At 43.8% G+C, this 24,206-nt stretch carries 24 protein-coding genes; 16 read left to right on the forward strand and 8 right to left on the reverse strand.

All coding sequences use genetic code 11. The features are described from left to right. Positions 1–2: 2 nt before the first annotated feature. Together MFMK1_RS08830 and MFMK1_RS08835 are read right to left on the reverse strand one after the other, a co-directional pair. Positions 3–239, reverse strand: a complete 237-nt coding sequence (locus tag MFMK1_RS08830; protein WP_366924745.1) for a DUF6504 family protein — start codon at positions 237–239, stop codon at positions 3–5. Position 240: 1 nt separating this feature from the next. Beyond that, positions 241–1,275, reverse strand: a complete 1,035-nt coding sequence (locus MFMK1_RS08835; RefSeq protein WP_366924746.1) for a DinB/UmuC family translesion DNA polymerase — start codon at positions 1,273–1,275, stop codon at positions 241–243. A 187-nt stretch (positions 1,276–1,462) separates the two neighbouring features. Here MFMK1_RS08835 and MFMK1_RS08840 point away from each other — a divergent pair, with 187 nt between their 5' ends. Continuing rightward, positions 1,463–2,707, forward strand: coding sequence for a D-alanyl-D-alanine carboxypeptidase family protein (locus MFMK1_RS08840; RefSeq protein WP_366924747.1), 1,245 nt, complete (start codon positions 1,463–1,465; stop codon positions 2,705–2,707). Between the two features lie 124 nt (positions 2,708–2,831). Then, complete coding sequence (locus tag MFMK1_RS08845) at positions 2,832–5,018, forward strand: S-layer homology domain-containing protein (protein WP_366924748.1); 2,187 nt, start codon at positions 2,832–2,834, stop codon at positions 5,016–5,018. Between the two features lie 127 nt (positions 5,019–5,145). On the opposite strand, the gene ypeB is transcribed toward MFMK1_RS08845, so the two are convergent. The 3 genes from ypeB to MFMK1_RS08860 all read right to left on the reverse strand — a co-directional run bounded on the left by ypeB (position 5,146) and on the right by MFMK1_RS08860 (position 7,472). Then, entirely contained in the window at positions 5,146–6,495 is a 1,350-nt protein-coding gene (gene ypeB, locus MFMK1_RS08850) for a germination protein YpeB (protein WP_366924749.1), read from the reverse strand. Positions 6,496–6,508: 13 nt separating this feature from the next. Continuing rightward, positions 6,509–7,186 (reverse strand): spore cortex-lytic enzyme, encoded by a 678-nt coding sequence (sleB, locus tag MFMK1_RS08855; protein WP_366924750.1) that lies wholly within the window; start codon positions 7,184–7,186, stop codon positions 6,509–6,511. A gap of 103 nt (positions 7,187–7,289) precedes the next feature. Beyond that, positions 7,290–7,472, reverse strand: a complete 183-nt coding sequence (locus MFMK1_RS08860) for a small, acid-soluble spore protein, alpha/beta type (RefSeq protein WP_366924751.1) — start codon at positions 7,470–7,472, stop codon at positions 7,290–7,292. A 144-nt stretch (positions 7,473–7,616) separates the two neighbouring features. On the opposite strand from MFMK1_RS08860, the gene ku reads away from it, so the two are divergent. Together ku and fdhD are read left to right on the forward strand one after the other, a co-directional pair. Then, positions 7,617–8,429, forward strand: coding sequence for a non-homologous end joining protein Ku (gene ku, locus MFMK1_RS08865; RefSeq protein WP_366924752.1), 813 nt, complete (start codon positions 7,617–7,619; stop codon positions 8,427–8,429). A 73-nt stretch (positions 8,430–8,502) separates the two neighbouring features. Then, entirely contained in the window at positions 8,503–9,279 is a 777-nt protein-coding gene (fdhD, locus tag MFMK1_RS08870) for a formate dehydrogenase accessory sulfurtransferase FdhD (protein WP_366924753.1), read from the forward strand. Positions 9,280–9,331: 52 nt separating this feature from the next. Here the strand turns inward: fdhD and MFMK1_RS08875 are convergent, their stop codons facing one another. The 3 genes from MFMK1_RS08875 to MFMK1_RS08885 form a co-directional block, all read right to left on the reverse strand. After that, the gene (locus MFMK1_RS08875) at positions 9,332–9,820 is read right to left on the reverse strand and encodes a DUF1269 domain-containing protein (RefSeq protein ID WP_366924754.1); all 489 of its coding nucleotides are present in this window, start codon (positions 9,818–9,820) and stop codon (positions 9,332–9,334) included. A gap of 322 nt (positions 9,821–10,142) precedes the next feature. Beyond that, complete coding sequence (locus MFMK1_RS08880) at positions 10,143–11,267, reverse strand: geranylgeranyl reductase family protein (RefSeq protein WP_366924755.1); 1,125 nt, start codon at positions 11,265–11,267, stop codon at positions 10,143–10,145. Between the two features lie 24 nt (positions 11,268–11,291). Then, positions 11,292–12,209, reverse strand: a complete 918-nt coding sequence (locus tag MFMK1_RS08885) for a Na/Pi cotransporter family protein (RefSeq protein WP_366924756.1) — start codon at positions 12,207–12,209, stop codon at positions 11,292–11,294. Between the two features lie 307 nt (positions 12,210–12,516). On the opposite strand from MFMK1_RS08885, the gene MFMK1_RS08890 reads away from it, so the two are divergent. From MFMK1_RS08890 to MFMK1_RS08945, 12 genes are all read left to right on the forward strand, one after another. Then, positions 12,517–13,089: a 4Fe-4S dicluster domain-containing protein gene (locus MFMK1_RS08890; protein WP_366924757.1), complete on the forward strand. Its 573-nt coding sequence runs from the start codon at positions 12,517–12,519 to the stop codon at positions 13,087–13,089. Continuing rightward, complete coding sequence (locus tag MFMK1_RS08895; protein WP_366924758.1) at positions 13,090–13,989, forward strand: CoB--CoM heterodisulfide reductase iron-sulfur subunit B family protein; 900 nt, start codon at positions 13,090–13,092, stop codon at positions 13,987–13,989. Further along, positions 13,986–15,971: a 4Fe-4S binding protein gene (locus tag MFMK1_RS08900; protein WP_366924759.1), complete on the forward strand. Its 1,986-nt coding sequence runs from the start codon at positions 13,986–13,988 to the stop codon at positions 15,969–15,971. The genes MFMK1_RS08895 and MFMK1_RS08900 overlap by 4 nt, the downstream gene beginning before the upstream one ends. After that, the gene (locus MFMK1_RS08905; protein ID WP_366924760.1) at positions 15,962–16,411 is read left to right on the forward strand and encodes a hydrogenase iron-sulfur subunit; all 450 of its coding nucleotides are present in this window, start codon (positions 15,962–15,964) and stop codon (positions 16,409–16,411) included. Before MFMK1_RS08900 ends, MFMK1_RS08905 begins: the two co-directional genes overlap by 10 nt. Beyond that, positions 16,408–17,298: a 4Fe-4S dicluster domain-containing protein gene (locus MFMK1_RS08910; RefSeq protein ID WP_366924761.1), complete on the forward strand. Its 891-nt coding sequence runs from the start codon at positions 16,408–16,410 to the stop codon at positions 17,296–17,298. The genes MFMK1_RS08905 and MFMK1_RS08910 overlap by 4 nt, the downstream gene beginning before the upstream one ends. A 23-nt stretch (positions 17,299–17,321) precedes the next feature. Beyond that, a complete protein-coding gene (locus tag MFMK1_RS08915; protein WP_366924762.1) occupies positions 17,322–18,320 on the forward strand; it encodes a 4Fe-4S dicluster domain-containing protein in 999 nt (332 codons plus the stop codon). Continuing rightward, positions 18,313–19,155, forward strand: coding sequence for an FAD/NAD(P)-binding protein (locus MFMK1_RS08920; protein WP_366924763.1), 843 nt, complete (start codon positions 18,313–18,315; stop codon positions 19,153–19,155). The genes MFMK1_RS08915 and MFMK1_RS08920 overlap by 8 nt, the downstream gene beginning before the upstream one ends. A 144-nt stretch (positions 19,156–19,299) precedes the next feature. Next, positions 19,300–20,304, forward strand: coding sequence for a sodium:calcium antiporter (locus MFMK1_RS08925; RefSeq protein WP_366924764.1), 1,005 nt, complete (start codon positions 19,300–19,302; stop codon positions 20,302–20,304). A 133-nt stretch (positions 20,305–20,437) separates the two neighbouring features. Beyond that, positions 20,438–20,881, forward strand: coding sequence for a DUF6917 domain-containing protein (locus MFMK1_RS08930; RefSeq protein WP_366924765.1), 444 nt, complete (start codon positions 20,438–20,440; stop codon positions 20,879–20,881). A gap of 49 nt (positions 20,882–20,930) precedes the next feature. Next, positions 20,931–21,389, forward strand: a complete 459-nt coding sequence (locus MFMK1_RS08935; RefSeq protein ID WP_366924766.1) for a RidA family protein — start codon at positions 20,931–20,933, stop codon at positions 21,387–21,389. A 22-nt stretch (positions 21,390–21,411) separates the two neighbouring features. Further along, complete coding sequence (locus MFMK1_RS08940) at positions 21,412–22,872, forward strand: PLP-dependent aminotransferase family protein (RefSeq protein WP_366924767.1); 1,461 nt, start codon at positions 21,412–21,414, stop codon at positions 22,870–22,872. A gap of 28 nt (positions 22,873–22,900) precedes the next feature. Next, the gene (locus MFMK1_RS08945) at positions 22,901–24,187 is read left to right on the forward strand and encodes an FAD-dependent oxidoreductase (protein ID WP_366924768.1); all 1,287 of its coding nucleotides are present in this window, start codon (positions 22,901–22,903) and stop codon (positions 24,185–24,187) included. The last annotated feature ends 19 nt before the right edge of the window (positions 24,188–24,206 follow it).

Consider the following 24,206-nt stretch of genomic DNA (forward strand, 5'->3'; position numbering starts at 1 on the left):
CGTTAATCATAAATTTTATAAAGCATCCACTTGTCCTTTTGCTGGTAAAGCTCTACGACGCTGTTATCACTGGTGGCGGCCCTAATAAAAAACTTTTCCGGTTCATTCTGCCACCAACGGCCCGTATCCCACCATTGGTCCGTTATTTCGATAATATTGTATCGGTGCCCCCGCCAGAAAAAAACCATTGGCATGTGGTCGTCTTCTATAATTACCGGCAAGTCCAGCAGCTTAGACATTTCATTTTTCTCCCCTTTCTTTAACACGTAAAGGGTCCCAGAAAGACAGTAATTGTTCGCGGCGAGTGGGCAGCAGGTCTTTCCCCAAGTTTACTGAGGTGGTATTATATTTGACAGCTAGGTGCTCACAGACTTCTTGTAAGCGCTGCTGTTTTTCAGCCGGTTGCAAACTATAATTTATGGTATTAAAAAGATTCAGCTGCTCCCACTGGGGCGGCAGTAAATCACTGGCTGCCAGGGTCAGCAATTCTGCTTTGACAATGGCAGGTTTTAATTTTTCTAACAGGACAGCTGCCGCTAAAGCTACGCTTTGCCTGCTTTGAGTTGGTCGATTAAACTGCCGCGAAACAGTGTATGGCTTTCCCGGGGTTAAAGCCCTTAGTGATAACTTTCTGCATGAGAAGCCATGGATTTCCAGTAAATCGGTTAGCTTTAGTGCACCAGTCTTGATTAATTCCGGCAGCTTTTGCTGCGGTATGTCCTGTATTCCTTGTTCCCAAATCAAATAGGGCGGGGGGTATAAAGTCTGTATCTTTTCTCGGTCCTGCCCTCTGATGCATTGGTACAGGAGGTGGCCTAAGTAACCAAATTTTGCAATAAGGGTATCCAGGGAAAGAGCCGCTGTCTCTCCCAAAGTATGAATGCCTAACATCTGTAGTCTATCCATAACAACAGGGGGGAGGGTCCAAAGAACCGATACCGGTAAAGGAGCGGCAGCGGTTTGCTCAAGGCCTTTTGGGATAAAAAGGGCCAAGGGTGAAGTATGTAGTTTTTTTACTGGTGACGATTGGCTAAGATTATGGGGGGCAAGGCAAAGGGCTTTAGCGAGAAATTTGCTTTGGGATATTCCGAGACATTGTATTGATTGGCCGAATTTCAGACAAATAGCTGCTATACTAGCAAAAGGTTTCTCCACACCCAAATCCAAAAAAAATTCCGTCTCTCCCAATGGCTGTACAATAGGGGTAAGGGAATAGCAAAAAGCGGAAAAATTAGTAATTCTTTTTTTATTTTTTATGTAGCAGCACCAAGACATGATCCTACCCCTCCAAACAAGTGTTCGATATAAATTATACTTGTCGCTGATGAGTAAGTCAAGGGGCTAACCCAGGCAAAAAAAGGAAAGTGTACAGATCTTTAAGTTATTGACGATAAATGCCATATGCTGTCTTGAAGCAGTATGTTATAATTTATGTTAAGCATTTTATTCGGGGAGGTCAGCAATGCTGGGGCTAAAGAAGACTCTTAATATATTACTTTTAATCGGAATAATAATATTTCAACTAATGCCACCTGCTTGGGGAGCGGAAATTGATATTAATGGGAAGACCGCGATCTTGATTGACCAAGAGACGGGTAGAGTTTTATATGAAAAAGATGCTCACTTAAAGCGGGAACCGGCCAGCACGACCAAGATTTTAACTGCACTTATTGCTTTGGAAAAAGGAAATTTGAGTGATATGGTTAGCGTTTCGGAGAAGGCTACAAAGGCGGAGGGCACTGAAGTTTGGCTGGTGGAAGGTGAAGAACATACGCTGGAGGACTTTATCTATGCGATGATGCTTAATTCTGCTAACGATGCTGCCGTAGCTGTGGCTGAACATGTGGGCGGTTCGGTTGAAGGGTTCGCACGTTTGATGAATGAAAGAGCAGCCCAACTGGGGTTGAAGGGGTCTCATTTTACTAACCCCCACGGTCTAACTGCACCGGATCATTATACCACCGTTTATGATATGGCAATAATTGCTCGGGAAGCAATGAAGATACCAAAATTTAGGGATATTATAATTACCCAGACCAGGCCTTGGCATGGCGAAGATTGGGACAGTAAATTACGCAACATAAACCCGATGCTTAGTTATTATCCTGGTAGTACCGGCATTAAGACCGGTTATACATCTCAGGCAGGTTACTGCATAGTGGCATCTGCCACACGAAACGGTAAAAGCTTTATCGCGGTGGTTTATGGCAGCGACAATAAAGCTATCTGGCGGGATGCCCAAAAACTATTGGACTACGGCTTTAACAATTATGATCATGTTTCGTTGGTTAAAAAGGGTGAAGAAATTGCCACGCTGGATTTGGCTGTAGGGGATAAAGGAGAGACAAAGGGACTAAAGTTGATATCCCAGGAAGGTTTTTCCTACCTAGTTGGTGGCGACGAAAATCTGCTTCCCGAACGCAAGCTGTTTCTGGAGAATTTACAGCTGCCTATCGAAAAGGACGGCAGTATGGGGCATATTTCTTTTATGTTGGATGGCAAGGAAGTAGCTAGAGTGCCGGTGGTAGCAGGGGGAAGTATCAAAAAGCCTGTTACCTGGATGGAATGGTGGGTCAGAATCAGCTGGGTATTGGTGGGCTTTTTATTTCTCCGCATCTTTATCCGTTACATGCAGAAAAGACGTAAACGCAGAAAAATATATACCAGTTACAGGAGGCGGGGCAGCCGCCGCGTCGGCAGGTATTAAATAGGAAATGAAAGTGTGTAAGAGCTTCTGGTTTTTAGAAGCTCTTACTTTTTGCTTATGGTTGGAACAATTAGGATATTAAGTCGTCTAAATAAAAGTAAAAACTATTAAAGGAGGGCTTTTTTTGCGAAAAATTTTTCTGTTAGTTCTAGTGTTTGGGCTGCTGCTAAGCAGTATGCCGGTAATGGGGGCGTCAGTACCTTCGACCATTATTACCAAGGAAGAAGCAGTGAACACTGTCAGGCAGCAACTGGATGTTAGTGATGATTATAAGTTGGAAAATGTTTCCTTTGAAGAACGTCAAGAAATGGAAGAGCAAGTATGGTATCTCTATTTTCGTAAAGATGATGCCGAGAATTTCGGCAGTGTTTCTGTAAGGATTGATGCGGTCAGTGAGGAAATTTTAAGCTTTGACCGGTATGAAAGGCAGGAGGGGGAAGGTCCGGCGATTATCACCCGCGATGAAGCCCAGCAATTGGCTGAAACTGTGATTAAAAATTATCAGCCGGATAAATTTAAATCGCTCAAACTTATGGAGAATGAACGGGATAATAGTAATACCGGCTCTACCCGTATCAGTTTCCAATTTAATCGGATGATTGACGGTTATCTTTTTCCGGCGAACGGTTTCAGTGTCACAGTAGATACCAGCCAAAAAGAAGTAACCGCATATCGCTATCAATGGAGCAAAGATTTGGTTTATGCGGATGAATCTTCAATAATTACTAAAGAAGAAGCGGTAAATAAATTTAAAGACGTGGATAAGACCAGGCTGATTTATATCATGACCCGGGATAAGGATAATAAAGAACAGGGATTGAAACTGGTATATACTTCGGAGCTTCCGAATTCGGGATTAATTGATGCCATTACCGGAGAATTGGTACCTAGGGAAAAAATATATCAGCCTTATATTTATCAGCAAAAAGTAGATGGTGCAGGTATGAAAGAGCTTGCCAATGATGAAAGCGGCAGAGCAGCCCCTCAAACCATTCCGGATGAGGGTGTCATCAGCAAAGAAAAAGCAGCGGCCATTGCTGCCAAGACGTTGGCGCCAATTGCTGATTTTAAAGAAATGGAACTGAGTTCCGCATCATATTACCAGTATACCAATACCGATAAAAAGGAATGGCAGCTCAACTGGCGTACTCCATTTGTGGAAGAAGAAAAGCCCGGCAGGACTCAGAATGTGCGAGCCGTACTGAATGCAGAGGATGGCAGCATTACTAGAATCAGTTACTATAAATCGCCAGCACTTCAGTCCTCGGATGAGAAAGCCAAAGGATTTAGTTTTAAAGAGCTGAAAGGTCTGGCCGGTGCAGTGGTAAATAAGGTATTTCCCGAAAAAATAACTCAAATACAATTTGTCGAACAAGAAGATGGGTATGGATTACCGCGGCCGGTTTTACAGGCGGAAAAGCTGACCACCGCCATTAATGCTGAGCGGCTAATCAACGATATCCCCTTTCCGGAAAATAATATTAGTTTCCGGTTTGACCCGGAAACCAGTGAATTACTTAGTTTTAACTATCAATGGCAGGGAATAGAAGTACCTGCCGGAGCGGAAACGATTTCGCTTGAAGGTGCCGAAGATATCTATTATCAGCAGGCAGGCTTGAAGATCCAGTACGTACGATTACAGGAAGATGCTAAACCGTTAAAGGATGTTTTGTTAACATACGGTGTAAAACAACATGATTTTAGCTATCTTGATGCAGTCAGCGGCGAGCTATTGGACTACCGTGGCAGTAAGATGCCGGAAGAGAAAAATGCAGCTCCCCTGACAGATATCAGCGGGCATTGGGCTGAGCGAGAATTAAATATTATGTTTGATCAGGGTATCATTGAAAGCAGCGACGGCCATTTTTACCCTGAACGGCAAATCAAACGCCAAGAGGCAGTAAAAATGCTTGTGCTGGCCCGTGGACGTACAGGCGAGTATGATACGGTGACATTTAAAGATGTTCCCAAAGACCACCCTTATCACAAATATGTGGAAGCGGCAGTGCGGATGGGTATTATTGAAAAGGGTGATGGTTACTTTCATCCTGAAAACAATATTAGTCGACAGGACTTTGCCGTGGCTTTGGTCCGGTTTGCCGGTTTTGATAAGGTAGCCGAACTGGAGGGTATTTTTAAAGTCCCATTTAAGGATGCAGGCCAAATTGCCCCAGAAAAAGTTGGCTATGTAGCTTTGACCAATGGCTTTAAAATAATGAACGGTGCCGGTGGCTATTTTAGGCCGCAGAAATTAATTACCCGGGCAGAAACAGCAATATCGCTTTACCGAGCCATTGGCATTGGCAAATAAATCATTTTTAAAATGCTAAACAACTTAGTTTAGGGAAGCCGGATGGCTTCCCTTTTTTGAACCCATGAAAAGTATTATTTTTTAAAGTTTGATGAAAATGAGATATGTTTATTCGCAGGAAATTATACTACATGGCAAGTTGGCCTTGACTGCTTGAGAAAATTTGAAAAATTGTTTCTTCATGGCCGGTAACTGCATTTATATAAATGTAGAATGTATCTTGATGAAATTTACCGCGAAATTCCCAAGCCAGCACCTCTTTGCTTGAAGCCGAAGGTATTAAAGCCAGTCTGCTTCCCGTAACTTCAAAGCTGTTCATCAGCTTTGAACGGGCCCCTTCTTTGGAAATTAATGCTTTAGGGAAGTTGCGGCGGTGATGAGCCATCAGATAACCTAATGCGTCATATCCCGTGACTTGACCATTATCTAGTGCTATCTCCAGTTTAATTTGGTCTGGGTAGATGAGAATGTCCTGTTCTATTGGAACTAAAACGACAGTTGCCGTATCTCTAGAAAGTTTCATGAAGGATGTGGTAAGTTTATTAAAACCTCGTTCTTTCATGAAAGAGAGTGCAGCTTTTTTTACTTGTTCTGGTGTTAGGGTGGGTTTGGCAAAACTTCTTGATACGGTCATCCAGATTACATGACCGCCTGTCTTGGAAATATCAGCCGCTGCATTTATATTTCCGTTGGTTAAGGCGAATGAATAGGCAGGAATTTTCCCGCCGGGGTTGGATCTTGTTTTAATTCTCCATCCGTCATTATTTACAGGTAAATCGGTAAAACTTGTCAGCACTTGTTTTGCTTCGCTTACGCTGATATTTTTGCCTGTTAAGCCTTTGGGTTGGGTCATTTCCAAATGATCGGAAAAAGGCCCGTCATATATTAGTACTGGCTGGTTTTGCATTATCTCTTGATTTATAGTGCGGAAACTTTCTTCACCGGGAGGAGTTTCACCTTCAGGTAGTTTTTCTTGGGCTTCTTTTTTTAGATTTTGCCAGGTCACATTACCTTCGGCAAGGGAACGGTGCATTTTTTGCAATTCTAGCGATAGATTGCCCATATTGTTGTGAAATGCCGTTAATGTATCCAATTGTTCCGGGGTTAATGGATTGCCTAAGGTGACGCGGCCAAGCAAAGTTTGGCTGTATGCACCCACCTGGGTCAGGAATTTTGCCGTTTGATCCATAAACGGTTGGGATACAGGCAGCTGTCCCAGGCTGGACTGGGCGGAATTTGATTCATACCAAATATCGCTTAACAGTGTCACCTGATTATCTGGTGAATTGGTAAGTAGGTTTTTGGCTAACAGTACTTGACTTTGCTCTACATGTTCCAAGAGATTAAAAAAGGCTTGTTGGTATTTTGCATTAAGTACTTGCTCAATTTGGCGACGGCTTCGATATTGGTGTAAGCCCCACCCCAACAGACTGATTACCAAGACTGAGGTTAAAACAAGGGAAAGTTTTTTATACATTTGATTTGCACTCCTAACGGGCAAAGACATGCTTACCAATAGTAGTTACCGGCGTTCTGCTCCAAATCCACCGGCTGGTGGCAGTATTAGGGTTCCAAAAATAAAGGGCACCGTAAGTGGGGTCCCAACCATTTAGGGCTAATTGGGCCGCCCGCACTGATTCTTGTACTGGAGAGCGATAGATGGTTCCGTTACTTACCGGCTCAAATGCCAGGGGTTGGAAAACCACACCTGCCAGTGTATTAGGAAAAGCGGCACTTTGGATCCGGTTTAAAATAACAGCACCAACCGCAACTTGTCCTTCTAACGGTTCTGCCCGAGCTTCGGCACTGATTAGCTGGGACAGCAGGTAAATGTCGTCATTTTGTGAAATGCCACTGGTTTTTGTATAAATCACCGGTTTTACTGCTTCGCCCAATGCCTGCCAGGTGCTTTCACCTACCACTCCATCAATGCGCAGCCCGTTTTTTTGTTGGAATAAACGCACCGCTTCATATGTACTACCGCCATAATACCCATCAATCGGTCCGTCATAATAACCCCAATCGCGTAATTTCTGCTGAACTAAAGAGACGTCCTCCCCGGTTGAGCCGTAATAAAGGCTGGGTCTATATTGGGCTTGGGCATATATCGTATAAAAACAAAGGCTTGCGAAAATAATAAATATAACCAAAAGAAATTGGCGGCGCATAGGTTCAACCTCCTTTTTTACTAGTTTTTGCAAAAGGGAAAGTATTTATTACAGAAAAAGTTCCGGAGAGTGAACCCCGGAACTCAAATAAAGTGTGTAGCGTTTATTGGTTCGAATTTTGGATCATGGCCTGTTCCGCTTTTTGAATGGCCAGCTTCACTAAGTTACCGCATTGACGTGACGGTACGCCTCCCCACCCCTCAGTAGCGACGATATCGTTCACGCCAAGTTCCTTAGCTAGTTCCCATTTCAATGCGTCTGACATCAGGCTTTGTTTGTTAGCCATTATTAGAACCTCCTTTTACAGTTCAAAGAGAAATAATCACTACACACTATTTGTAGTATTTGCTTAGGGTCGAAAAGAATGTTATTTAATCAGTGTTAATAAAGCAAGATCTTAACAATAATTTACCAAGGAGTGGTAATTAAAATGCGTTCAATGTGGAAAGGTGCTGTTTCGTTCGGTTTAGTGAATATACCTGTTAAGATGTATACGGCCACAGAAATCAAGAATATTAAATTCAACCTTTTGCATAAAGAATGTAAAACCCCCATCCAATACCATAAGGTTTGTCCAGTTTGTGAAAAGGAACTAAGCCAGGATGAAATAGTAAAAGGATTTGAATATGAAAAGGGCAAGTATGTGATTCTTGAAGACGAAGACTTTGAAAATTTGCCCCTTAATACGCTTAAGAGCATCGATATTTTGGACTTTGTTAATCTCAATGAAATTGACCCGGTTTATTTTATGAAATCGTACTTTCTTGCGCCGGGGGATTACGGTGAGAAAGCGTATCAACTGCTTTACACTGCCTTGGAAAAAACTGATAAAATTGCAGTGGCCAAAGTTTTTCTGCGATCCAAAGAAAGTTTGGCTGCGCTGAGAATCTACCAGGAAGCTATTATGCTTCATACCATGTTTTTTCCAAAAGAAATAAGGAGTGTAGAAAGTCTCACGGAACTCCAGCAAAATATAGAAGTGCACGAAAATGAGATAAAAATGGCAGTAAATTTAGTTAATAATTTGTCTGCTTCATTTAATCCGGAGAAATATACCAGTGACTATAGAGAAGCTATGATGGAATTAATCAGGTCCAAAATCGATAAAGAAGAAATCGCCACTCCTGCCCGTCCCCAGGCTCCTCAGGTTGTTGACTTGATGCAAGCCTTAAAGCAAAGTGTCAAGGCAGCTAAGGAAGAAAATAAAAAGCAGGTAAAGACAAAACAAAAGAAACGCGCCTGAATGTCCGTCATACAAGGATTTTAATGATTAAAAATCGAATATAGTTCTGGGGATATTTTGGAGGCGGTAAGTAGTGAAACAAGAATACGATATTATTAGAATTCATGGCGAGGAAAAGAAGAATGTAGCGGATCAAGTGGCAGTTGAAGCACCGATCACTATATTTTTGAACGGTAGAGAAGTGGTTACTTTTTTGTGTACACCACAATTTCTAGCAGATTTAGCTGTCGGTTTTCTTATCGGCGAAGGTCTTATTAAGGATACTGCCGATATAATCCGGATTGGGGTAAAAAAAGATCAAGGATTGGTAGAGGTTGAAGCTAAAAAGGAAAATATGATAGCTGGTAAAACCTTTGGCAAGCGTTACTTGACCAGCGGTTGTGGTAAAGGGACCAGTTTCTACGGTTTAATGGACAGCAGACAAGTACATCCCATAACGGTAAAGAATCAATTTAAGTTAGAACAAATCCGACGAGGTATTAGGGTTTTACAGACGGATACGGCTTTATTTAAAGATACGGGTGGAGTTCATGCTTGTGCGCTTATGGGTGAAGACGGGCTGTTAGTACTGCGAGAAGATATTGGTCGTCATAATGCTGCTGATAAGGTTTTGGGCTGGTTGTATCATCAAAAGTTAGATATAGAAAAGGTTTTTTTTATAACCACCGGTCGAATTTCTTCTGAGATATTGTTAAAAGTTGCCAAAACAGGTATTTCCCTGTTGGTTTCTCGTTCTGCACCTACTTCCTTAGCTGTAGAGATATCCAGAGAGATAAATATGAGCATGATTGGATTTATGAGAGGGACAAGGGCTAATATTTATGTCGGTGAGGAAAGAGTAATACTATGATTAACCTTTTAATATTATAAAGCAGCCAGGGAAAATCCCCCTGGCTGCTTTTTTAGTGAACTTTGATGTTTTCGCCTTTAAACTGACGCAGCAAGTTAACTGCTTCGTCTTTCTTACGGTCGTTCGCTTCTACGGCGACCAAAGTTTTACCTTGGCGAACATCTTCTTCCAATTGTTGACCTTCTTCTTCAGGAATTCCCCAATCCACCAGGCCGCCGGCTACGCCGCCGGTAGCGGCTCCGGAAAGCAGACCGGCAATGGGACCTGCTGCGATTAGTGGGCCAAGACCGGGGATTACCAGTGCACCGGCACCAACTGCTAGTCCGGTCAGTCCGCCTAATACACCTCCGGTAGTAACACCGTCACCAACAGCACCGCTGTCCATACCCATAGCAGTGTCGTTATTTTCGTTTTTGTTACCCTGTTGGTTTTCGTCTTTGCTCAGCACTGAGATTTCTCGGTCAAACCCGGCGTTTCGCAAAGCTTTTACCGCCTCGTTTGCAGAACCTTGATCTTTGAAAACAGCTAAAACTTTTGGCATTTAGTCAATTACCTCCTTTCTCTAATTATTATTAGGTATTTTCGCATAATTTATTAAAGTTAAAGGTTTTCAAAGAAGACACTTTTTGCATGCATTGGCACCAATTATATAGTGTAAGTTGAATCTTTGAGGGAAAATTAAAAATAACACAAAAAAAATAACCAGCTTCCTAAGGAAGCTTTTAAAATAGATGGGGCCCATAAGGGCCCCAATTTGTGTTTATGTATAAGTGTCACTTATTGGTGCCTGACACTTATTGGTGCCTGACACCAATAAGTGACAATAACTTGACAAAATGGTGCCTGGCACCATTTTGTCTTTATCAGGCAAGATTAATAGTTAATTTGTTTTTAATAAACTGCTTCAAGAGGTTATTATACTGTTCTCCACCATATACGATTTCCACTAACATTTTAGCCAGCTCGCGATCTCTTTTAAGCAAGCTATGAACTGTACCGGGGATGGTATAGATAAGACGCGCTACTTTTTTTGCTTGCATTAATTCCGGAAGAATGCAGCGGCTTACCTTATCCGAGTAAGAAGCCGGGTTTTCCTCAAGCAGGCTTTCACTCGCTAATATTGCACTGCGCAGCGCATAATAGATGCCTTCCCCGGACAGTGGGTCGGCAAGAGCGGCCGCGTCGCCGATTAAGAGCGAATTATTTTTACCCAAGGTTATTTTTTTGTGTGTTGGGGTAGGAATTAAGTGTCCCTTAATCAAATTAATCTTTGGGTTTAATTCCAAGGCTTCTAAAAAGTTATCTAAGATACGACGATAATTTTTTGTTTTTTGTGAAAAAGAACCTATGCCTACTGATAGATGTGCTTGTTTTTTGGGAAAAACCCAGCCATAACCGTCATCGATGTGACCGTGGTCCAGTTGTACTTTTCCTTGGTAGTGTGGGAAACATTTGTCTTCTAATTCGCACTCCACGGCAAATCCCAAACGTGCTTTGACCTTGTAATTAAGACGTTTACTTACAAGACTATTCGCTCCGTCTGCACCAATCAGGTAGCGGGTGTTAAAGGTACCATTGGAAGTTTTCACCAGCATTTTCCCATGCTGCTGCTCCATGTCCAGGACCTTGCATGGGGTAAAAACCTCGGCACCTGATTGAACCGCTTGCTGCATCAGCAGGTGGTCCAGTTCTTCGCGCATGACCATGTCGATAATGGCATCGTCAAATTTAACTTCTATCGGGTCTTGGCACCGATTAGTAAAAACTACAGTGTTAACCCGGTCTTGAATTAAATGACTATAATCTGCCCCGTTGTCTAAAAGCAATTTTCTTGCCTTTGCAGAGACGCCGCCGCCGCAGGGTTTATACCTAGGAAACTGACGCTTATCCAATAGGGCCACTGGCCTGTTTTCCTGTGCTAATAATCTAGCCAGAAAAGAACCAGCAGGGCCGGCACCAGCAATGACCGCAAAATAATTTTTTTCCATTTAACTCCACCTCGCTTCTATAGCTTAATTAAACGAACTTTGTCTGTCAATAGGAGGAAGTTTACTTAAAAAGGAAGCAAATAACCGGGTGAAGGGAAGGGCGGCCACAGAGCAGATGACATTATAAAGGGTATGACCAGCTGCGATTTGTTTACCTGGGTCCGACGTAAGCGTGGTCAACAACGGATAAAGCGCTGGCAGTAAGGGTAAAAATGCAAAAATACCCAGCAAATTTAGCAGCAGGTGGCTGTAAAAGATTTTCCTTGACCCGGGGCTGCCGCCAATGCTGGCCAATCCGGCAGTGACGCATGTGCCTAAATTACTTCCTAGTATTAACGGAAAGGCTTGCTCTAACCCTATCACCCCATTAACGCCTAAAGCTATTATCATGACCATGAAAGCACTGCTGCTTTGGATAATAGCGGTAATTACCAGTCCCCATAAAACTCCCTCTAAGATGCTGATTGACTGATTTAGACGCCAAAGATGCTGCAGGTATTGTACCGACCAAGTCATGATACTCATACTTCCTAAGACAATACCTAAGCCGATTAGAGGAAAGCCATAGCTCTTCCAAGAATACTTAAGCGAAATTAAAAGACCGGACAAAGATATCAGCCACCAATAACTTTCTAGGTGTATGGATAAAAACTGGGCCGTGGTGCAAGTGCCGATATTGGTACCGAGAATAATCCCAAGTCCTGAGGCCCAGGGAAGTAGTTTACCATCAATCATCCCCATGGTTATTACAGTTACGGCACTGCTGGATTGCATCACTGCCGTGGCCCCTGCACCTAATAGCAGGCCCCGTAATGGGGTCGCCGTGACGCGGTACAAAAAATGTTTAATAGATTGTTCCCAAATTGATGAAAGGCCCTGACGCATTAAATACATGCCGATAAAGAATACGAGCAGACCAAAAGGAAACAATACCAGTCGCATTATTAACTCCTCCTTATTGTTACCATACAGTATGGATTTATCAATGCTTTTAGTACGAAAAGAGTATTAATTAGGAAACTCGGTCATTTGATGGACGCCAAATACATAAATAACATGTGGGGGGTTGTTTACCGTACTGGAAATGTTAGACTTTTCTGCCGGGGATTGATAAGAATTTCTAAAGAATTTTGCAGGATTTTTACGCCCTACCGCGAATTACACTCGTAATATGGGTTTATGGGCCTATTTGGGTATGACTTTGTGCCAAATAGTGCATTTTATTTTTGTTTTTAAGAGGGGGGATAGTATGGAACGGATAAATCTTAGTACCACTGCGGCAGAAAGCCGTACGCTCAGGGAACAAATCAAAGCTCACAGCGGGGTTGATGTAAAGGATTGCTATCAATGCGGCAAGTGTACTGCAGGGTGCCCGGTAGCATTTGCCATGGATTATACTCCGCGGCAGGTTATTAGATTGGTGCAGCTAGGCTTAAAAGATGAGGCATTGAAGTGTCACAGTATTTGGCTATGCGCTTGTTGCGAGACATGTTATGCCCGGTGCCCGCGTCAAGTAGACTTGGCTAAATTAATGGAAGCGCTGCGAATTGAAGCAAAAGGGATGGGATATATTCCTGAAAAGAATGTTGACCTTTTCAATGATCTTTTCCTTAAGTCCGTTGAAAAAAACGGCAGAGTACATGAAATGGGCCTGATCTTGCAATACAATCTTCAAAGCAGACAGTTTCTCAAGGATGCTACTTTAGCTCCCAAACTGTTTACAGACGGTAAAATCCATATCGCTGCAGAAAAAATTGCGGATAACGGTGCAGTGAAAAGAATCTTTGATAAGGTAAGAAATATGGGAGAGGAGGTTAAATAAATGAAGTATGCTTATTATCCTGGCTGCTCCCTTAATTCCACAGGCATAGAGTATAATGTTTCTGCAAAGGCGGTGGCCAAGCACCTGGGTCTGGAGCTGTGGGAGATTCCCGAATGGAACTGCTGCGGTGCTTCCGCGGCACATAATACAGACCATCTGCTTTCACTGGCTCTTCCGGCACGGAATCTGGCCATAGCAGAAAAAGAGGGGCTTGATGTGGCGGTGCCATGTGCAGCTTGTTTCAATCGGCTTAAAGCTACGCAGCAGGCAGTAAGGCAATCTTCGGCCACCAAAGAGACTATCAACAGTGTTATTGAGATGGAATACCAGGGGACAAACGATGTGCTGGCTTTATCTGAAGCTTTGGTCAGAGCTTTTAGTTTGGAAAGCATTAAAGAAAAAGTTGTTCGCCCGTTAACGGATTTAAAGGCGGCGGTTTATTATGGTTGTTTATTGGTTAGGCCGCCTGAACTGACACAGTTTGACGATGCAGAGGACCCACAAAGCGTGGATAATATCATCACTGCTTTGGGAGCCGACCCTGTCAACTGGGCCTTCAAGGTAGAGTGTTGTGGCGCGGGCCATTCCACCACCAGACCCGATGTAGGACTGCCTATGATAGATAAGATTCTGGCAGATGCCAAGGCTAATGGTGCTGATTGTGTGGTAACCGCATGCCCGCTTTGTTTCTTGAATTTAGATATGCGTCAGAAGGAAATTGAGCAGAAATATGACCGCTCTTATCAATTACCAATTTTCTACTTTACTGAATTGATGGGATTAGCTTTTGGCTATTCAACCAAGGATATGGGGGTCAACAAGCACTTTGTTAACCCTATGCCTTTATTAGAAGGAAAAGATCTATTGAGACATCCGGCCACAAGGAGGGATGAAGCATGAATAGAATTGGAGTTTTTGTTTGCCATTGCGGTACTAATATTGCCGCTACAGTTGACGTAGCACATGTAGCAGAAGCTGCACGTACCATGCCCAATGTGGTGTTTGCCACAGATTACAAGTATATGTGTTCTGAGCCCGGGCAGGAGGAAATCCGCAAGGCGATCAAGGAGCATAACCTCAATAGGGTAGTGGTAGCCAGTTGCACACCGCGGCTGCATGAAACAACTTTCCGTAAGACTTTAGAAAATTCTGGGTTAAACCCCTATCTGTTAGAGATATCCAATATCCGTGAACAGTGTGCCTGGGTACATTCCAAGGAAAAAGATGCGGCCACTACAAAAGCCGTCGAATTGGTAAGAATGGCCGTGGCTAAATCTTCTAAAAATGAGGAATTGCATAGCACGAACATTCCAGTTACGAAAAAGGCATTGGTAATCGGTGCCGGGATTGCCGGTATGCAGACCGCGATAGATATAGCTGATGCCGGCCATCAAGTAGTACTAGTAGAGAGGGAGACCACCATTGGCGGTAAAATGGCCATGTTGGATAAGACTTTCCCCACTCTGGATTGCTCCGCCTGAATAAGCACACCGAAAATGGTTGCTGCGGCGCAGCACCCTAATATTACTTTGTTAACTTATTCAGAGGTAGAAAAAGTAGATGGCTATATCGGTAACTTCGATGTTACCATTCGTAAAAAGGCAAAATATGTAGATTATGATAAGTGTAATGGTTGTGGGCTCTGTACAACCAAGTGTCCCAAAAAGAAAATACCCAGCGAGTACAATCTGGGTTTAGGTACACGTACTGCTATTTATTTACCGTTTCCCCAAGCGGTGCCCGCTAAGCCAACTATCGATGCTGAGAACTGCCGCAAGCTTAATGAAGATAAATGCGGGGTTTGTGCAAAGGTTTGCCCGGTGGGGGCGATTAATTTTGAAGATCAGGATGAACTGGTTACCGATAGATTTGGTGCTATCATTATGGCTACCGGTTTTGACCTGTTCGAATGGGATAAGGCATATGGCGAGTATGGTTATGGTAAATACCCGGATGTTATTACCGGCTTGCAGTTTGAAAGGATGTCAAATGCCGCGGGCCCTACTGACGGAAAGATTTTACGACCTTCTGACGGTAAGGAGCCCAAAAATGTAGTGTTTATTAAATGCGTTGGTTCCAGAGATGATGCCAAGGGTAAAAGCTATTGCTCAAGGGCCTGCTGTATGTATACAGCTAAACACGCCCATCAAGTATTGGAAAAAATCCCGGATTCAAACGCTTACGTATTCTATATGGATGTACGTACAGCGGGTAAAGCTTACGAAGAGTTTTATCAGAAGACTTTGGATGACGGAGCAGTTTATTTACGGGGCAGAGTATCAAAGATTTATCAGCGTGGCGATAAACTGATTGTTCTTGGTGAAGACTCCCTAATCGGCAAGCAGGTAGAAGTTGAAGCTGATATGGTGGTATTAGCTACGGCAATGGTACCCAGCATTGGGTCAGGAAAAATGGCCAATATTGTTGGTTTCCAGGTTGATAAAGACGGTCTCTATCAAGAAGCGCATCCAAAATTGCGTCCTGTGGAAACACATACCGGTGGAGTATTCTTAGCCGGTGCCTGTCAGGGACCCAAAGATATTCCGGACACGGTAGCCCAAGCCAGTGCGGCTGCGGTTAAAATTGCGGCGCTATTTTCTAAGGACGAAATGGCTACCGATCCCATGATTAGCAATGTCAATGAAAATATCTGCTCCGGGTGTGCACTTTGTAATCCCGTTTGCCCTTACGGAGCAATAGAAATGAAGATAATTGAAGAAAGAGTCCCCGGCGGAACTGTGGAGCGTCAGGTTGCTTCGGTTAATAAAGGACTTTGTCAAGGTTGTGGCGCCTGTACGGTAGCCTGTCGTTCCGGGGCAATTAATTTAAAAGGATTTACTAATGAACAAATCCTAGCGGAGGTGGATGCAGTATGTCTGTAGAACAAGCAGCTCAAGCCACCCAGCAGGAGTGGGCGCCTAAAGTTGTGGCGTTTTGCTGCAACTGGTGTGCGTATGCTGGAGCGGATTTAGCCGGTCTTAATCGCCTGCAGTATCCCCCGAATGTACGGGTGATACGAGTACCGTGCTCCGGGCGGGTAAACCCGCAGTTTGTTATTCGTGCATTTCAACGTGGAGCTGACGCTGTTTTGGTAGCTGGTTGACACCCTGGTGACTGCCACTATGTTAGTGGCAATTATTTCACCCGGCGGCGCTATCTTTTAATGCAGCGTATGTTGGAATTTATCGGAATTGACCCCCAGCGGTTTCAGGCACGCTGGATTTCCGGTTCTGAAGCGGTAAAGTTTGCTGATACTATCGCCAAACTGACAGAACAAATAAAACCCTTGGGACCAAATAGGAAGTTGAGGGATGAAGTATGATTAACGTTCAGCAGTTACGCGACAGAGCGAAGGAATTGTTGGAGAGCGGGGAAGTAAAGTACGTATTCGGGTGGAGAAAGGGTACTTTCTGGTACCAATCCCCTCCGGTAATCATCAGTAAAGCTGAAGATGCCGATAAGTTGATATGGGACGAGTTTTGTCTTAATAATCTCAGTAAATACCTGCTTGATTACAAAAATTTGGATGGTAAAATAGCCATATTTGTAAAAGGATGTGATTCCCGGGGGGTTAACCGTTTAATTCAGGATCAGCAGGTTAAGCGTGAAAGTGTCGTCTTAATAGGTTTGCCCTGCCCCGGCATGAAGGATCCACAGCTAGCTAGGGAAATGGGAGAGAGCAAACTCAATGAAGTTCCTAAAATAGAAAAGTGTGCCCAGTGCTTGACCCCTAATCCCGTAGAGTATGATGAACTAATGGGCGATGAAGTAGCTGCGGGACTAGCTGTGGAAGAACGTTTTGTGAGAGTGCAAGATTTGGAAAGCAAATCTGCTGATGAAAAATATGAATTTTGGCAGCAACAGTATGATAAGTGCATTCGTTGTTTTGCCTGTCGTAATGTTTGTCCCGCCTGCAACTGCCGTGAATGCTGCTTTGACCAGAGTGAACCCGAATGGTTGGGTAAACGTGTGGTCACGGCAGAAAACCAATTTTTTGCTTTGACCCGGGCGATGCATGTTGCCGGTCGCTGCATTGAATGTGGTGAATGTGAACGGGTGTGTCCCATGGATATTCCTATCATGAGTTTAAATAAAAAGATTATCAAGGATATCAATGGGCTTTTTGGTGAGTATGATGCGGGTGTAAATGTGGAGGATAAGCCTCCTCTTGGTCGCTTTGACGAGAATGACCCTGAAGAGTTCATGTAGGGAGAAAGGAGGAGGTGTGAAAAATGAAGATTATCAAGAGAGATAAGTTAAAAGACCTGTTGAACAGTTTTGCCAAGAATGCGCAAACCCTTGCTCCCGTTAAAGAAAACGATACAATAAAATTTCTTCCCTGGAAAGGGCAAGGAGAGATAGATTTAAGTCAAAACGCACTGCTGCCTCCCAAGGACTTGCTTTTTCCACAAACTGAGGTAATGTATCGCTATACAGACGGTGGTGTGCAGGGAGAAATTACCGATGTGGCTGCAGCTGCGGAAAGACAGGTGATATTTGGTATTCGCCCTTGCGACGTCCGGAGTCTGACCATGATGGATGATGTGTTTATGACTAAAGGATACGAAGATGACTATTATAAAAGTAAGCGGGAAAATACTATTTTGATATCGCTTGGCTGTAATGAGCCCCAACCTACCTGCTTTTGTACTTCTATGGGCATTGACATGATGGAAGCTGACGGCGCGGATATTGTGATGTACGATTTAGGTGAAAAATTGGCTTTAGAACCTAAAACTGACGCCGGCGAACAACTGCTAAACGATGTCGATGTATTGGAAGACGGTGCTGCCGAAAAGCCTGTGGCAAAGGAATGTCAACTGAAAGCAGACGCTGAAGGGTTGGCTGAGAAGCTGGCGCAAATGTTCCACCATTCCTATTGGGAGGATCTTAGTCGTACTTGCATTGGCTGTGGTACCTGCACTTATCTTTGTCCTACATGTCATTGCTTTGATATTAGAAGAAAAAATATAGGTGAAGAAGGCTTCCAATTTCGCTGTTGGGACTCCTGCATGTTTTCCGAATACACACGGATGGCAGGTGGTCATAATCCCAGGCCCTCAAAAAAAGAGCGGGTACGCAACAGATTTTTACACAAACTGCAGTATTTCCCTGAGCGTTACGGCAAAGTGGCCTGCGTGGGCTGTGGCAGATGTGTCGGTAAGTGTCCGGTAAATATTGACATTACCCGTATCATTGGGGAACTGAGGGAGGTGTCTGTCGATGAGTAATAGTGTCGCAAAGCAATTAGAAGAACACCCATTGGTTCCTATGGTGGGAGAAGTTAGCAAAATTGTTGACGAGACTCCCGATGTAAAGACGTTCCATATCTATTATGAACAGGGAAAACCGTTTACGCCAATGCCTGGGCAGGTTGCGATGCTGTCTTTATTATCAGTTGGAGAAGCAATGTTTTCCGTCAGAGGTGTGGATGAAAATCATTTGGAATTCAGTCTTAAGAAAACCGGTATTCTCACTGATGCCCTGCACGAAATCGAAGAAGGTCAAAAGGTGGGCGTTCGCGGTCCTTATGGGAATGGTTTCCCGATAGATTTTTGTAAAGGTAAGGATATGCTCTTCATTGGTATGGGTATCGGCCTTGCTCCGGTGCGTACAATGATTTATCATTGTATAAATAACCGAGAAGACTATGGCAAAATGCAGATTATTTACGGTGCACGTTCACCACAGGATTTAGTGTTTAAGGAAGATTTGTTTGAAAACTGGCATAAGGTTCCCAATTGTGGTGTAGATGTTACGGTGGATAGAGGCGATGATGACTGGGACGGGAACGTTGGTTTTGTTCCCCCATTTGTTGAAGGACTGGCGCCAAACCCGGAAAATACTGTGGCAATCATTTGTGGACCGCCAATAGGTATCAAATTCACACTGCCTGTATTAGAAAAATTAGGTTTTACTAATGACCAGATTATTACGACGTTGGAAATGCGGATGAAATGCGGTATAGGTAAATGCGGCCGTTGTAACATAGGCAGCTGCTATGTCTGCCTGGATGGCCCGGTATTTAGCTTAGAACAGCTCAAGGTAATGCCTGATGAATATTAAAGTATTTTTTTGCACCCCGGCTAAGCCGGGGATTTTTCTTTAACAGTTGTATTAAAGGAGCCACGATTTGTCCTCACATTCGAAAGAATAAAATCTTTTGCGAATGATACAATAATGACGTAACCAAAAAGCGGGGTGTAAAATATGCTGGAAATTGGATTGCTCCTTCTCAGTTTAGGGATAATTTTGCTTGGTGCAGAAGTCTTCACCAATGGTGTAGAATGGCTAGGAAAAAAATTAAACCTCTCTGAGGGCGCGGTGGGAAGTATCCTAGCTGCTGTGGGCACGGCGCTTCCAGAGACGATGATTCCGGTGATCGCCATATTGTTTGGACCGGGAGAAGAGGGGCATGACATTGGTATTGGTGCCATCCTTGGTGCTCCTTTTATGCTTGGAACACTGGCTTTTTTCCTAGTAGGTGTTGCCGCAATAGTCTTCAAAGGACGACGCAAGAATACCGATTTCATGAAGGTGGATATCTCCACCATGTCTAGAGATCTAAGCTTTTTCTTAATCGTCTACAGTTTAGCAGTGCTAGCGGCCTTCCTACCCACGCACAATATGAAGCTTCTGGTGATTATTTTTCTGGTCGGTGCTTACGGTTTCTATGTTTGGCAGACGCTTACCAGGGAAGATGATTTGGGTGAAGATCATGACTTAAGTCCACTGTTTTTTAGCAGGAAAAGTCCGGACCCTTCGCTGAACAAAGTGTTGCTTCAGGTATTCACGGCCTTAGTTCTAATAATTATCGGTGCTAAAGTGTTTGTTGGCAGCATTGAACATCTGGCAGGAATTATCGGTATACCTCAATTTGTATTAGCATTAATTATTGCCCCGGTTGCCACAGAGTTACCGGAAAAGTTTAACAGTATTATCTGGGTTAGCAAAGGAAAAGATACGTTAGCATTGGGTAATATTACCGGAGCGATGGTTTTTCAAAGCTCGTTAATTCCGGCATTGGGTATTGCCCTAACTGATTGGAATTTAACTTTTGCTGCCATTATGAGCGTAATTTTGGCATTGGCTTCAGCACTGGTTGTTTATCTACAGTTAAAAATAAGGAAAGTAATTACGCCTTATTCTCTAATGACCGGCGGTGTTTTTTATTTAATATTTGTTGTGCTGGTCGTGACAGGCGTAATACAGTAAAAAGAGCACTTTAATATGCTTATAATTTTTAAACACTTGCCTTCAGGTAAGTGTTTTTCTTTTACTTAAGGAATTTTGTTACATAAACATCCCGACAAAAAATCATACTACTAAATAAGGAAGGAGGCGATTTATGATAATCATCGATCCTTACAAGGCGGGGATGTTTGAAAAAAACCCTTATGCAAAAAAACGCGACATTCTTGGTTCGCTGATAGTGGTATTGGATGGAAGACTTGATGAGCGGGGTTTACAGCTGATTGCGCCAATATCGAGAGCGCTGTTAGCAGGCGAAATCCATGAACTGATTTTAACTGACGAAGAGGGCGCGGGGCCCAACAAAAAGGTAAATAAAATCGCTTATCTAGGTTTTTTCGAAGTCAGCCAAAGCGGAGTAATGGTTACCGGTGATGATATATATGTTGCCCGTCAAAAAATTGGCCGGGTGGCCGGTTTTGATATTACGCACATGCCTAACCATCTGAACATTGTGATATACAGCGATGAGAGAACCAGCGGCCTGGAAAAAGGCCTTGAGCTGGGAACAGAATTTAAATGCAGTAAACCGAACTCTTAGTTCGGTTCTGATAACACTAAGCAGTAAAATTGAAAGGAGGATGAGTCAAGTGTCATATGAAGAGAAAATCAAAGAATTGGGACTGACAATTCCCGAGGCGCCTAAACCGGTGGCCGCTTACGTACCCGCGGTTAAGGTGGATAGCTATGTCTATACTTCAGGACAGATTCCTTTTGTGAATGGCGAATTGAAATTCAAAGGCAAAGTAGGAAGAGACATTAAGCTTGAACAGGGCTATGAGGCCGCCAAAACCTGCGCCTTAAATTGTTTGGCAGTGATTAAAGGGCAGATTGGTTCTTTAGACAATATCGACCGTATTGTGAAGGTGACTGGATTTGTCAATAGTGCCCCTAACTTCACCGACCAACCAAAGGTGATAAACGGTGCCTCCGAGCTGCTGGGAGATATTTTCGGTGATAAAGGGCAGCATGCTCGGGCTGCAGTGGGAGTAAATGAATTGCCGGTGGATGCAGCAGTAGAAGTAGAAATGGTGGTCAAAATTAAATAAACTATATTAGGAGGTAATACAAATGGCGCACAAATATAAATTTCAACTGTATAAAGATTTACTTGCAAACGTTGCTAACATTTACGGGGATGCAAAAAAGGCTGCTGATGAAATCGGTATTCCGAAAGAGATTAGAGGGAAATTCGGTATGACTGGGGCTATATCCGGATGTCCTGCCCCCTTACGTAAGGACATTTTGGAAGCCAGCGAAAAAGGAGCCAAGGAAGTCATTCCCTTAGCGAAGTTGATGGAAGAAATTCGTGAACTTGTGAAAGATGTTTACGGAGATGAATATGATGCGGCAGCTGTAAGCACCTGCGAGGCTGGAATTTGGGCCAGCTTTGACACATTATTCACGCCGCCGATGCAGGGGCGAGGTGATAACTATCGGGCTCGTTACATTGCACCGTATGAGAAGCACTTGCACCACCAAGGCAGTTATGGCCGCCCATTTCCTGGACGCTTTAAAGATATTTTTGCCGACAGAGGCTCAACGCCGGGTGAACTCGGATTTTACGGTAAAAGGCAGAATAACACAGATACGGTAATTGTACCGTTGGAAGGCGCTGATTACAGCGTTCACGGTATCAAATACCATCCGGTACCACTATTAACAGGAGTGGACCCGGAAGCATCGATAGAAAAATTGGCACTCCATGCAGAAATACATGAAAATATGCTCACCGGCTTTACTTCTCTTGGCTATGAAACACCGGGTTATGGTTACGGAGCCAAGGATGAAGACGGTACTCCGCTTCTGCAAAAATATATAGCCGATTTGGCTCACTCCTATGATATTCCTTATGTGGTAGATAACGCTTGGGGACTACCTTTCGTCGGGCATGACCCCAGAAAAAGCGGTGCTGATGTGGTTATTTACAGCATGGATAAAGCAACAGGAGCTGCAACGAGCGGTTTGATAATTGGTAAAGAAGAATATATGGTACCAATTAGGCGCGCGTTGGGATTGCATGGCGATCGCTGGGGTACTACCGCTTCTTACGGTAAGGCAGCATATGTAGCCTTTGACGCGGGTAAAGAGGCTCTACTTACCCAGGTCCAAGCCCTTAAGGTTCTCAAAGACAATCCGGAAGTGCTGACTAAACCCGTGGACGACCTTGAACGCATCGTGAAAGAAGAATTCGATAAGATAAACCCCAAACTTAGAGATGGTATCTTAATTTCTAAGTCCTATAATTCTACGGCGGTGGAGGTAAATTACGAGGGTACATGGAAGAATGGTCAAATGGGAATTCCCATTTTCTCTATAGAAGATATGTACTCAGGTACTAACCTGATGCAAACAGGTATGGGTCAGTTGGGCGTTATTCCCACTGTGGCGTACGATGGTAACATCTATATTTCCACAGGCCTCGGTACTACTGACGAAGATGGTAATCTGATTGAAGATGTAGCCCGCTATGGCGTCAAGGCCCAGGTAAAGCTGATAGAAATTATTTGCCATTACGCTGGATTACTGTAGGAAAATAGTAAAGGGGGACTTAAACGAAATGAGCAAAATTATAATAGTTGGGGGTGGATGGGCCGGCTCTGCTGCCGGCCTGGCCGCCCAAAAAGCTGGTGCTCAGGATGTAACCGTTTTAGAACGGACAGATATGCTGCTGGGAACCGGTTTAGTAGGCGGCATAATGAGAAACAACGGTCGCTTTACGGCCACTGAAGAGATGCTGGAAATGGATGGCGGAGACCTGTTTCAAGTTACTGATGAGAATTCTCGTCATAAAAACATTGATTTTCCGGGTCATAAACATGCAAACCTATATGATGTGGCCAAGATTGAACCGGCGGTTAAAAAACGGCTGGAAAAGGCTGGCATAAATGTGAAAACCAACACCCGTATTAAAGGGGTAGAGACCGACGGCAAGAAAATTGTCGCGGTTGTTGCGGAAAATGGTGACAGATATGAAGCGGATGTCTTCGTGGAAGCTACCGGAACCTCGGGCCCCCCCGGAAACTGCTCAAAATATGGTAATGGCTGCGCCATGTGTATCTATCGCTGTCCTACCTTCGGGCCGCGTATCAGTGTTGCGGCGAAAGCCGGGGCAGAAGAATTTATGGGTAAAAAAGCAGACGGATCTATTGGTGCCATGAGCGGTTCTTGCAAACTTCATAAAGAATCCCTCAGCGAGGATATTGTCCATCAATTGAATGAAACAGGAGTGGCGGTAATTCCAATTCCAAAGGAGTTACAAAAAGGAGAAGGTATGCTGGCTACAAAGGCCTGCCAGCAGTATGCATTGAAAGAATTTGCGGAAAACATCATCCTCTTGGATACCGGACACGCTAAATTAATGTCTCCATTCTATCCACTTGATATGCTGCGCAGGATACCCGGATTTGAAAATGCAAGGTACGAAGATCCATATGCAGGTGGTATCGGTAATTCCATGCGCTACCTAGCAATTTCTTATAGGGACAATGCACTGAAAGTGGAAGGACTGGATAATCTGTTTTGCGGCGGGGAAAAGGCTGGTCTGTTAGTAGGACATACAGAGGCTATCGTCACCGGAACTTTGGCGGGCCATAATGCTGTGCGCCACGCTGTTGGTAAAGAGCTGCTTTCTCTTCCTGACAGCTTAGCTGTTGGTGACGCAATTAATTATGTAGGCCGGCAGATGCGCTCCGAAGAGGGTATAACTAAAAAGTATACTTTTTCCGGTGCAGTCTACTTTAATCGCATGAAAGAACAAAATCTTTACACTACCGATAAGGCCGAGATTAAGAAAAGAGTTAGTGACGCCGGAATGACCAACGTGTTCAGCCAAAAGGTGATGTAATTTTAAAGGAGGTTTCTGA

The organism is Metallumcola ferriviriculae (assembly GCF_035573695.1).
GTDB lineage: Bacteria > Bacillota > JADQBR01 > JADQBR01 > JADQBR01 > Metallumcola > Metallumcola ferriviriculae.